Annotated in this window: 7 protein-coding genes; 3 read left to right on the forward strand and 4 right to left on the reverse strand. The window is 65.3% G+C overall.

The window, feature by feature from the left end:
* The first annotated feature begins 67 nt into the window (after positions 1-67).
* Complete coding sequence (locus ACR9ZH_RS03595; RefSeq protein WP_481289386.1) at positions 68-553, forward strand: TPM domain-containing protein; 486 nt, start codon at positions 68-70, stop codon at positions 551-553.
* 79 nt (positions 554-632) lie between these two features.
* Here ACR9ZH_RS03595 and ACR9ZH_RS03600 read toward each other — a convergent pair whose 3' ends face one another.
* The 3 genes from ACR9ZH_RS03600 to ACR9ZH_RS03610 all read right to left on the reverse strand — a co-directional run bounded on the left by ACR9ZH_RS03600 (position 633) and on the right by ACR9ZH_RS03610 (position 8,822).
* Positions 633-3,611 carry a TonB-dependent receptor gene (locus ACR9ZH_RS03600; RefSeq protein ID WP_481289387.1) on the reverse strand — a complete coding sequence of 993 codons (2,979 nt, stop codon included), beginning with the start codon at positions 3,609-3,611 and terminating at the stop codon, positions 633-635.
* 224 nt (positions 3,612-3,835) lie between these two features.
* Positions 3,836-6,709 (reverse strand): TonB-dependent receptor domain-containing protein, encoded by a 2,874-nt coding sequence (locus ACR9ZH_RS03605; RefSeq protein ID WP_481289388.1) that lies wholly within the window; start codon positions 6,707-6,709, stop codon positions 3,836-3,838.
* Positions 6,710-6,845: 136 nt separating this feature from the next.
* Positions 6,846-8,822 (reverse strand): alpha/beta hydrolase family protein, encoded by a 1,977-nt coding sequence (locus ACR9ZH_RS03610; RefSeq protein WP_481289389.1) that lies wholly within the window; start codon positions 8,820-8,822, stop codon positions 6,846-6,848.
* Between the two features lie 149 nt (positions 8,823-8,971).
* Here ACR9ZH_RS03610 and lgt point away from each other — a divergent pair, with 149 nt between their 5' ends.
* Both lgt and ACR9ZH_RS03620 read left to right on the forward strand, forming a co-directional pair.
* Positions 8,972-9,799, forward strand: a complete 828-nt coding sequence (gene lgt / locus ACR9ZH_RS03615) for a prolipoprotein diacylglyceryl transferase (protein ID WP_481289390.1) — start codon at positions 8,972-8,974, stop codon at positions 9,797-9,799.
* Between the two features lie 13 nt (positions 9,800-9,812).
* Positions 9,813-10,607, forward strand: coding sequence for a thymidylate synthase (locus ACR9ZH_RS03620; RefSeq protein ID WP_481289391.1), 795 nt, complete (start codon positions 9,813-9,815; stop codon positions 10,605-10,607).
* Between the two features lie 3 nt (positions 10,608-10,610).
* Here the strand turns inward: ACR9ZH_RS03620 and ACR9ZH_RS03625 are convergent, their stop codons facing one another.
* On the reverse strand, positions 10,611-11,153 hold the full coding sequence (locus tag ACR9ZH_RS03625; protein ID WP_481289392.1) for a DUF4142 domain-containing protein: 543 nt from the start codon (positions 11,151-11,153) through the stop codon (positions 10,611-10,613).
* Positions 11,154-11,175: the final 22 nt, after the last annotated feature.

Genomic DNA, 11,175 nt, shown 5'->3' on the forward strand with positions numbered 1-11,175 from the left:
AGATGTGTATAAGAGACAGTTTCGGTGGCGGCGGCGCGTCGGGGAGCTGGTGATGGATTTCGCGCGAATGACGAGCAACCTGTTCGGCGCCTGGTTCCAGATGGCCAGGCAGTTCCCGCCAGCGACGCTCGAGGCCATTGCGAAGACGGTGGCGGAAGGCGAAGGCAGGCATCGTGGCGAACTGCGCGTGGCGATCGAATCGCGCCTGCCGTTTTCCGCGGTGGCGGCGAACGTCACGGCCCGCGATCGCGCCGCGATGTTGTTCTCGCACCTTCGCGTATGGGATACGGAGGAGAACTGCGGCGTGCTGTTGTACGTGTTGCTGGCCGAACACCGCATAGAAATCGTCGCCGACCGTGGCATTGCCAAGGTCGTCGCACCGGGCGAGTGGGAAGCTATCGCGGCGCACATGCGCGACCAGTTCGCGCAAGGGCAGTTCCGCGAAGCGGTGCAGACCGGCGTGGCCGAAGCGGGTGCGCTGCTGGCGCGGCATTTTCCCGGGAATGGCGATCCGCGCAAGAACGAACTGCCGGATCGGCCACTCGTCCTCTGAACACGCGTCGTCCTGCGGAAGCAGGACCTGCCCCAGTTATCGCAGGCAGGCCCTGGTTCCGCAGGAATGACGACAGCTCTTACAGCGTGAAGTCGTACTGCACCATCAGGCGCAGTTGGCGCGGGGTCTGGAAGTACGTCGGTACCTGGTAAGTCGTGCCGTAGTAGTTCCGGTCGCTGCCTCTTTCCCCGATCTCGTTGATGGCGATCGGCTTGCTGTTGTTGAACGCGTTCAACACGTCGAGCTGCATCGTCAGGCCCTTGGCGTAAGCAGGGGTGTAGACGATGTTCGGGCTGAGTGTCCAGGTCCAGGGCAGGCGCTTCTCGCGGCCACGCTGCGTGATCTTCCCTTCGCAATAGAAGAACGCGGAGTTGTAGCCCGGGATGCCGCCGACCGTGCCGTTGCCGCCGCCGAAGCAGTTGGTCGGACGGCCGGATTCGACCAGGCCGTTCAGGCCCACCGACCATTCCGGCGTGATCGCGTAACCGCCGTAGATCTTGAAGCTGTGGCGGCGGTCGTTGGGCAGGTAGCCGTTCGCGCCGATCATCAGTTCCGGATAATCGAACGCGCTGGTGGTGCCCGTATCGTTCTGGCCATTGTCGGACTTGACCAGTCCTTCCGTGTTGCCGCGGTTCTTCGACCAGGTGTACGAGGCATTGACGTACAGCTTTTCGCTTGCCTTCTCGGCCGACAGCGTCACCGCCTGGTAGGTACGTTTCGCCTTCTGGCCGAACGCGCTGCCCGGGAGGGTGACGGTGTGCAGCTTGCCGCTGCCGTCGAGATCGAGGGCGAGGGTGACCTTGCTGCCGGGGTTGTAGATGAAGCAGCCGGGCGTGCCCGCGGGCGGCTCGTACGGGCTGCCCATGTCCAGGCCGATCGACTTGCCGTACTCGTGGAACGGCCGCCAGTCGCAGGTATCGTCGATGGCATTGTTGAGCCGCCGGTAGGTGGCCTTGGCGCCGACCACCCAATCGTTGAGGAAGGCATTGTCGCTGCTGATGCGATGCTGGAAGCCGAGGATGTACTCGTCCTGCGAATACGGCTTGAGGTTCTTCGAGGCGACGGAGCGCGGGTTGGGCGTCGTGCCGTTCTCGCCGTTGAGTACCTCGGGCGCGCCCAGCGGATCGCCCAGGATGGGTACGCCCGTCACGGGGTCGATGCCCGTATACGAGAAGCTCTGCTGCGTGTAGTACGAGGCGGTGGCGGCGCGCAGGGCGACGTTGGCTGCGATGGGCAGGGAGTAGCGGCCCGCGGTACCGAACACCTTCGTGGCGGAATCGCCGAACACGTCCCACGAAAAGCCGAGCCGTGGCTGCCAGATGTTGCCCTGGCGGACGAAGTTCCGGCCGTCGCCATTCTTGTTGTTGAACGAGTCGTTGCGGACGCCGATGTACGCAAGGACGTTGTCCGTGACCTGCCAGTTGTCCTGCAGGTACCAGGATTTCTGGTCCACCGTGACGGAGCCGCCAGTCCGGAAATTGACGACCTGGACATAGTCCTGGCCGTCCTTGGTCGTGTTGTAGTTGTACAGCACGCCGCCGGCATAGCTCTTGCCGGCCTCGGACGTCCATTTCTCGCGCGAGTAACCGCCGGTGAGGTTATGGTCACCGAGCTTCCAGTCGAGGTCGACGCGGTAGGCCGTGCGCTGGTCCTCGCCGTCGAAGCGGTCGGTCATGCTGTCGAGGTAGCAGGAGCGGATGGGACTGGTCGTACCGTTCAGCGTGCTGGCGCGACGGTCGATGATGTAGGGGCAACCGGAGTTCGGGCCGTCGATGTTTCCATCGTAACGGGTGATCGTACCGTCGGCGCTGATGTATTCAGAAGAGTTCTTGCTCTTCATCCTGCCCCACTGGGCGGACAGCGTCAGGTCGTCGGTGAGGTAACCGGTGTACTTGAAGATGTTGGTGGCACCGCCGGTCTTTTTGTTGCGACGGCCCAGGTAGTCGTCCGTCGATGGCTTGCCGTCGCCGTCGATGGATGAGCTGAAATAGCGGTTCGTCGTGTGCTGGGTGTTGTTCATCGACGTCCACTCGAGGATGTTCGAGTCGTCGATGTTCCAGTCCATCTTCACCAGGTAGAACGGATTGTTCCGCGTGTTGCGCTGCGCGGCCGCCGTCGAGGTGGCGACGGGGTAGCGCGTCTCGGTCATCCGGTCGGCCTGGAAGATGCCGTAGAAGAACAGCTTGTCCTTGATCAGCGCACCGCCGAGCCATGCCGAATAGACGTTCCTGTTCTCGTTGTTCTTCTGGTACGTACGGTAGAGGTTGCCGTCCTTCGTGTGAGTGGTCGGCTCCTGCTCGCGGCCCCACGCCGGGGTGTAGACCCAGCTTGCGCCACCCTTCCACTCGTTGGTGCCGCGCTTGGTGATGACCGAGGTCACGCCGCCGGTGGAGAACCCGTACTGTGCACCGTAACCGCCGGTCTGCACGTCGAGCTGCTGGATGGCCTGGAACGGCACCTCGGTGAACGACAGGTTGTTGTACAGGTTGGTGACGTTGAAACCGTTGACGTAGTAGCTGTTCTCGGCGACCGAGGCGCCGCCGAACGAGGGCAGGTTGCCGAAGGCGGAGTCGCCCTTCACGGTGCCCGGCGTCAGTGCGGCGACGTCGACGACGTTGCGCGGCACCGGCAGCTTGTTGAGCTGGTCGGCGGTGAAGCTGGTGCGCGATTCGACCGAGGCGACGTCGATGGAAGCCAGGGTGTTCGCCGAGACGCTGACGGTGTCCAGCGCGTAAGCATCGGCGAACTCGCCGGAGAAGTTCACCTGGGCCGACTGGCCCGCGATGACGTTGATCTCGCGGCTGGTTACGGTCCTGCCGTCCTTCTGGACGTTCACGCGGTAGCTGCCGATCGGCAGCGACGCCGCACGGTAACGGCCGTCTTCGCCCACCGTCACGGTGCGCGTGGACCCGGTATCGAGATTGTGGATCTGGATCGTCTCCGAAGCGGCGGCGCTGCCGTAGATCTCGCCGACGGTGCTTTGCGCATGGGTGGGGCCGGCAAACAGGATGGCGGCCAACGTGGAGGCAAGCGCCGTGCGCTTGAATATGCTTTTCATGAGTCAAAGTCTCCCTGACCCTGTTTCACAACAGGGCTGAACAGCTTTCCTGGAGGCGCCATGGGCGCTCGTTATGGAGGTACCGGGCCAGGGTGTGGGGACACCCGCGTCGCACAGGCCCTATGCATGAACACGACGTGATCCGACCATAGCGCGATGCTTGCGACTAAGCAAGAAATTCAAGCAAAATCATATAGTTTGCGAAATTTCTCAACCGGATCGTGTCAAAACCGCTGCTGGTACCCGACGTAGTAGTAGCGATCGACATCGAAAGCCGGGTTGTACGGCGGGCTGCCGCCGCCGGCGCTGGACACGTTGTAGTAGAGCGGGCCCCTGCGGCCGAACAGGTTGTTGATGCCGAAACGGACGCTGCCGTTCCACGGCGCCTGCCAGCGCACCTGCAGGTCGTGGAACGCGACGCCACCCTTGCGGCTCACGCCGGTGACGCCGGTGAGCGCGTTCAACTGGTCGGGACGATTGCACTCGACGTCGGGCGCCCAGCAGGAATCCTTCAGTCCCGAGAAATAGCGCGTGGTCCACGTCGCGCCGAATCGGCGCCACGACCAGTCGAGCGAGAGGTTGGAACGAACGCGGTAAAGCCCCTGCACGCCGTTCATGTAGCCGGCGAGGTGACGCGGTGCCGCGCCAGGCGCGCTCACCTGCGTATAGTCCTTGAGATAAGTACTGTCCGAAAGCAAAGTGAATTCGCCGTAGCGCGTTTCGGGGAAGCGATAGTGCACGCCGAGGTCATAGCCCTCGGTGCGCAGCGAGCCGAGGTTGGCGAGGCTTTCGTCGAGCGCGGCGATCTGGCCGTCGGCACCGCGAACGAAGCGGCCGCACCAGGTCGGATCGTTGCGCACATAGCAGAAGTTGAGGATGTCGCCGGCGAGGATCGGCGTGATGATGTCGCTGATGTCGACCTTGTAGTAATCGAGCGTGAGGTCGAGACCGTCGACGAAGTACGGGCTGTAGACGAGCCCGGCCGTGCGCGTGATCGAGGACTCCGGCTTCAGCGCCGGGTTGGCCCCGGTGCGGAAGGCGACGGGATTCTGCCCGCCGGTGGCCGAGCCGATCTGCGCGCCCGACTGATCGGTCTGCCGGTAGTTCGCGGGTACGCCTGCCGCGGCGCAGCGTGCGCGCACGGCGGCGTCGCTCGCCGCCGCGCCGAAGGCGCTGTCGCAGGGATCGAGGAAGCTTTCGAAGCTCTCGGCGGAACCGGCGTACAGGTCGGCCACCGTCGGCGCGCGGAAGCCTTCCGCATAGGTGGCACGCAGCAGGAGGTCGTCGAAGGGCTTCCAGCGGAGGCTGTACTTGTTGTTGGTCCGTCCGCCGAAGGCCGTGTAATGCGAATAGCGCGAGGAGGCGTTGACCGCCAGCTCCCTCGCCAGCGGCCGTTCCGCGAGCAGGGGCACGTCGAACTCCAGGTAAGCCTCGTTGGCGATGTAGCCGCCGTCGGTGGGATCGCTGGCGAGCTGCGTGGTGAGCCCGGCGGAATCCGCCGGATCGGGCACGTAGCGGCCGTGTTCGCGGCGGTGCTCGAAACCGCCTGCGGCGCGCAGCGTTCCCGCTGGGAGGTCGAGCAGGCCGCCGGTCAGGTTCGCGACGAAGTCGTTGGTGCGCGTGGTCTGCCGCGCGGTCGCGGTGGATCCGACGTAATTCCAGACGGCATCGGGCGTGCCGCCAGGACCGGCGAGGATGTTCCAGGGTACGCAGCCTGCGGCGCGGTCGGCGGGGTCTGCACACACCGTCTGGCCGTCCACGAGCGTGGTCGGCCCCAGTGCCTTGCGTGCGTTGACGAGGTCGATGTTGCCGCTGGTGCTGCGGCTGGCCCGCGTCTCGGAGTACGCGTAGGTGACGTCCCAGTTCCAGGTATGGCCCGCCCAGGGGAAGCTGCCTTCGGCTCCCGCGTCGACATGCATCGCCTTGCTCTTGGCCCAGACGATGCGCGGCATTTCCGTGGTACGCCGGAAGAACGAAGTCGCGTAGCCGGGGAACGGGTTGTACGCGTTGTCAGGGGCGATGAACAGGCCGCCCGCGCGGTCCGAACCGCTCTGCAGCGGGTAGCCGGCGCTCTGGCTGCGCGTATCGCGCACGCCATAGCTGGCCATGCCGCGCAGGGCGATGTCGTCGGTAAGGTTGTAGCGCCCGGTGCCGAACAGGTCGCGCAGCTTCGTGCCCGCGCGGAAGGTCATGTCTTGCTGCGTCGAATACTTGTCCGCGTTGCTGTCGGCGTCATACGGATGGTAGTTGGCGAAGTCCGAGGCATCGCCCACGACGCCGCCAGGGTGGTTAACCACGTAGCGGCCGCCGGTCAGCGGGTCGATCACGCCGCCGTAAGGCCCCATGCCGAAGCCGGCATCGGGATGGCGCGGTCCGTACGCCGAACGGGTCAGCGCGCGTTTGGCGTCGCTCAGTTCATCGCCGTCCTGGTAGCCGGCGCCGAGGATGATCGAAGCCTTCTCGGTGCTGCGGCCCCAGGTGAAACTGCCATTCTTCTGCGTGCCGTCGCCGCGGCCGTTCACGCCGTAGAAGGCATCCGCGGACGCGCCCTCGAACCGATCGGTGGTGATGATGTTGACGACGCCGCCGATGGCATCGGAGCCGTAGATGGACGAGGCGCCGTCCTTCAGCACCTCGATCCGCTCCACGATCGACACGGGAATGGTCGAGAGGTCGGTCAGGCCGCCCAGGCTGGTGGTCCAGCGGCGTCCATTGACCAGCACGAGCGTGCGCACGGCGCCGAGATTGCGCAGGTTGGCGTAGCGGCCGCCGGCATCGTTGCTGGAGGAGAGCGTGTCCTGCGGCGTCACCTCGGGGGTGGAGGCCGACGGCATGCGGGCGACGATGTCGCCCAGGTCGGTGAGGCCGGTGGCGCGGATGGCCTGGCGGTCCATGGTGAACACGGGCTGCGCCGTTTCGACGTCGGTGCCGCGGATGCGCGATCCGGTGACGGTGACGTTGACCGGCGCGAGCATCTGGGCGGAAGGCGCCGCCTGCTGTGCGTGGACCGCGGAACCTGAGAGGGCGGCGATGAGCGCGGTCGCCAGCGCCACGCGTCGCCGCGCGACGTGGCGTCTATGCCCCGAACTGACGTGCATACCCTGAAGCCTCCCAAGCCCCGCCATACCCCACCCGGGCCCGACGATCCCGGGACCATAACGCCTGTGACCCGAGAGGCGCAACCACCACGAATCCTAGGTAGATGCGGGACGTGGGAGCGTCAGGGATGCCCGGTCATGGGGCGGCGGCCATGGAAGCCTTCCCGTCGCCGATGTGCTTGTCCAGGAACGCCTGCAGGCGGTTGAAGAACTCCTCGATGTTCTCCGGCTTCACGAACCCGTGGCGTTCGTCCGGCTTGGTCAGCGTCTCGTAGGGCTTGTGGGCGGCATCGAGCGCGGCACGCATGGCCTTGAACTGGGCAAAAGGCGCACGCTGGTCGTCCTCACCGTGGACGAGGAACACCGGCACGTCGATCTTGTCGGCGAGCCGGGCGGGCGAGTTCGCCGCCAGATCGGCTTCGTCCTTGCCGATCACCTTGGTGAGGTAGCTGCGGCCCAACTTGCGATCCTTGATGTCGCCCTTGTTGTACATCATGTCGAGATCGTAGATGCCGTCGTAGCCCACGGCACACTTGAACACCCCGGGGGCGCGGATGGTGGACATCAAGGCCGAATAGCCTCCGAAGCTCGCCCCGAAGACGCAGACCCGGTTCGCGTCCGCGAAGTGTTCGGCGACCGCCCATTTGACGCCGTCGATCAGGTCTTCCTGGATGCGCGTGCCCCACTTGAGATAGCCGGCCCGTTCGAAATCGCTCCCGCGTCCGCCCGACCCGCGGTAGTTCACCTGCAGGACCAGGTAGCCGCGGCTCGCGAGGAATTGCGCGTCGTCGTCGAAGAACCAGTTATCGGAGATCCCGTGCGGGCCGCCGTGCGGCATGAGCACCATGGGCAGGTTGGCCTCCGGCTTGCCCTTGGGGAACGTGAGGATGGCCTCGAGCTCCAGGCCGTCGCTGGCCTTGAAGCGCAGCGGGCGGCGCTCCGCCATCTTCGCCGGATCGATCCAGGGCTCCTTGTCGAACAGCTTGGTGACCTTATAGGTCTTGGTGTCGATCAGCATGTAGCGGCCCGGTTCGCGGTCGCCGGCGACCTCGAACATCAGCTGCCCGCCGTCCTCACTGAAGTCCACGAAACTGACGAAGTTGCCGGGGAATTTCTGCGACAGGGCCAGGTGCAGCCTGGAAATCGGCGCCTGCGGATCGATGTAGGTCGCCTTGGGAATACCCGTGGCCGACACGGTGCCGAACGGGCGGAGTGGCGCCGGCGTCCACAGGCCCGAGGATTCGACCAGGCTGAAATCGTCCTGGCGGATCACCTTCATGTTGCTGCCGTCTTCGTCCTGCTCGACGAACTCGCCGCCCTTGCCGTCAGGGCTGAAGCGTGCATAGATGCGGTTGCTGCCCGCGACGCTCGCCACCGGCACGAAGGTCTGCCGTTCGCGGTTGTGCGGCACCTTGGTCCAGCCATTCCCTTCGCGGCGGAACACCACCCATTCGTAGTTGTCGTCCGTGCCGAAAGCGAAGCGCGGGCTGCCGTCGGGCGCGATCATGAAATTCATGCCGCCCAGGCCGATGTCGGCCATCTGCTTGCGCGCACTGGTTTTCGCATCCACGTCGTACAGCGTGCTCTTGTCCTGGTCGTGCCAGTCGGTGGCGCGCATGTAGAAGTGCCCATTGCTCTGCACGGGCCTGCCCTCGATGGTGCCCCAGCCGCGGTCCAGCGCACGGGTGGCGGCGCGCTTGCCGTAGCCTTCGAAGCCGTAGAGGTAATCGGGATTCTTGCCGTCGACGTCGATGGCCATCAGTTCGCCGGTATAGGTGGCCCGGCCGATCGACCCGTCGACCTTGCCGCGGGCGACGACCAGGCGGGTGGCACTGGCCCAGACCATATCGGCCGGCATTTCGTAGGGCGGCATCTTGATCAGCGTCACCGGCTTGCTCATGTCGCCGACGCGGTAGATCGCCAGGCCGTGGTTCTTGCCGTCGGGATCGTGGTAGGCCATCGACACGTACTGGCCGTCCGGCGAAAGCCTCGGTTCGGTCAACGGCATGCGGCGGGCGAAATCGGCGGTCGGGATGAGATCGGCTGCCACGGCGGCAGTCGAGGCAGCAAGGCACAGCACGGCCAGCATGGGCCGCACGCAGCGGAACGACATGGACTCTCCCCTGGATCGATGATCCGTTTCTGCACCGTCCCCCTGACGGTCCCCGAGCGCCGATATATCCCATCCGGGCCGCCGTCACAAGGCGGCCTTCCGGCCAGGCGGGCGCTACACTTGGCATCTGCTTTCCATCCGGGCATTCCATGGCCACTCCGTTCGTCGTCGATATCGACCCCGTCGCATTCTCCCTCGGCCCCATCCAGGTCCACTGGTACGGCCTGATGTACCTCGGCGGTTTCCTCGGCGGATGGGCGCTGGGCGAGTATCGCCGACGCCAGGGCCGCCTGCCGGTCAACGCCGAGCGCTTCGGCGACCTCATGTTCTACGCGATGATGGGCGTGGTCGTCGGCGGCCGCGTGGGCTACATGCTGTTCTACACGGCCATCGACTGGATCTGGACGGATCCGCTGGCGATTTTCCGGGTCTGGGACGGCGGCATGTCCTTCCATGGCGGCCTGCTCGGCGTACTGGTGGCCGGCCTCTGGTGGTCGCGGCGCAACGGCGTGAAATTCTTCGACACGGTGGACTTCGTGGCGCCGCTCGTACCTCTCGGCCTGGGCCTCGGCCGCCTGGGCAACTTCATCAACGGGGAGCTATGGGGCAAGCCGACCGATCTGCCCATCGGCATGATCTTCCCGCATGCCCCCGATGCGTTGCCGCGACATCCGAACCCGCTTTATGAGTTCGCCCTCGAAGGCGTGGTGCTGTTCGTGGTGCTGTGGGTCTTCTCGATGAAGCCGCGCCCGCGTTACGCCGTTTCCGGGCTGTTCGGGCTGCTCTACGGCATCTTCCGCTTCACCATCGAATTCGTCCGCGTGCCGGACGCGCAGCTCGGTTACCTGGCCTTTGGCTGGGTCACCATGGGCCAGGTCCTGTCCCTGCCGCTGATCGCGGTGGGCATCCTGTTGCTGGCCATGTCGCGCCGCGCGCCGTATGCCCCCGTCGCGCCCTCGGCGGCGACCGCCACCTGATATCGTCCGTCCCATGCAGCCCTACCTCGAACTCCTCCGTCACGTCCTTGATCATGGCGCCGAGAAATCGGATCGCACCGGCACCGGCACACGCAGCGTGTTCGGTTGGCAGATGCGCTACGACCTGTCGAAGGGCTTCCCCCTCGTCACGACGAAAAAGCTCCACCTCAAGTCGATCGTGCACGAGCTGATCTGGTTCCTGCAGGGCGATACGAACATCGCCTACCTGAAGGAACACGGCGTCAGCATCTGGGACGAATGGGCCGACGCGAAGGGCGACCTCGGCCCGGTTTACGGCCGCCAGTGGCGTGCATGGCCTACGGCCGACGGCAGGGCGGTCGACCAGATCGCGTGGGTGGTGGATGAGATCAAGCGTAACCCGGACTCGCGCCGCCTGATCGTCTCGGCGTGGAACGTGGGCGAACTGCCGAAGATGGCGCTGATGCCCTGCCATACGATGTTCCAGTTCTACGTGGCGAACGGCAGGTTATCCTGCCAGTTGTACCAGCGATCCGGCGACATCTTCCTCGGTATTCCGTTCAATATCGCGAGCTACGCGCTGCTGACCCACATGGTGGCGCAGGTCACCGGCCTGGAACCGGGCGATTTCGTGCATACGCTGGGCGACGCGCACCTCTATGCGAACCACCTGGAGCAGGCGAAGACGCAGCTCTCGCGTGAGCCGCGTCCGTTGCCGAAGCTGGTGCTGAATCCCGACGTGCGCGACATCTTCGCCTTCCGTTTCGAAGACGTCGCCATCGTGGACTACGATCCGCATCCTGCGATCAAGGCCCCCGTCGCCGTCTGACCGTTACATGCCGCCCGATCCGCCGGGAAGCTTCTTCGCCATTTCCAGGTGCTCCTTGAGCGTCGGCAGGGTCTTCGTGGCGAAGGCCTTCAGTTCCGGATCCTTGCCGCTGGTCGACTCCTTGGTAAAGAGCGCCACGGCCTTCTGGTGATCGGCCACCATCTTCTTCGCGAAGGCCTTGTCGAAGTCGTCGCCGGTCTTCTTGCTCATGGCCGTCGCGGCCTTCTCGTCGGCGGGCGTGGGCGTGGTGGCCATGCTCATGTTCTTGCCGCCGGCGATGCTCTTGAGTTCGTTATTGGCGGCGGTGTGATCCTTGACCATCTGCGCGCCGAAGGCCTTCGTGTCGGCGGAGTTGCCTTGCGACGAGCCGAGCTGGCCAAGCGCCACTTCGGCCAGTCCGGAGGCGCTGGCCTTCTGCACGAAGGCGGCGTCGGGCGCGGCCGCCACATTGGACGATGCGGGGCGGTCCTGCGCCACGACGGCAGCGGGCAGGGCGACGGCCGCCGCGAGGGCGGCTACGAGGAGACGGCGGGGCATGCGGTTCATGGTTGGGCTCCGTGGTGTCCGC

It is taken from the genome of Luteibacter sp. SVR4-7G (assembly GCF_056755555.1).

Bases quoted from the DNA above. Each gene is read 5' to 3' on its own strand.
- ACR9ZH_RS03595 (WP_481289386.1), top strand. From the start codon at position 68: ATGACGAGCAACCTGTTCGGCGCCTGGTTCCAGATGGCCAGGCAGTTC.
- ACR9ZH_RS03620 (WP_481289391.1), top strand. From the start codon at position 9,813: ATGCAGCCCTACCTCGAACTCCTCCGTCACGTCCTTGATCATGGCGCC.
- ACR9ZH_RS03625 (WP_481289392.1), bottom strand. From the start codon at position 11,153: ATGAACCGCATGCCCCGCCGTCTCCTCGTAGCCGCCCTCGCGGCGGCC.
- ACR9ZH_RS03610 (WP_481289389.1), bottom strand. From the start codon at position 8,822: ATGTCGTTCCGCTGCGTGCGGCCCATGCTGGCCGTGCTGTGCCTTGCT.
- ACR9ZH_RS03600 (WP_481289387.1), bottom strand. From the start codon at position 3,611: ATGAAAAGCATATTCAAGCGCACGGCGCTTGCCTCCACGTTGGCCGCC.
- lgt (WP_481289390.1), top strand. From the start codon at position 8,972: ATGGCCACTCCGTTCGTCGTCGATATCGACCCCGTCGCATTCTCCCTC.
- ACR9ZH_RS03605 (WP_481289388.1), bottom strand. From the start codon at position 6,709: ATGCACGTCAGTTCGGGGCATAGACGCCACGTCGCGCGGCGACGCGTG.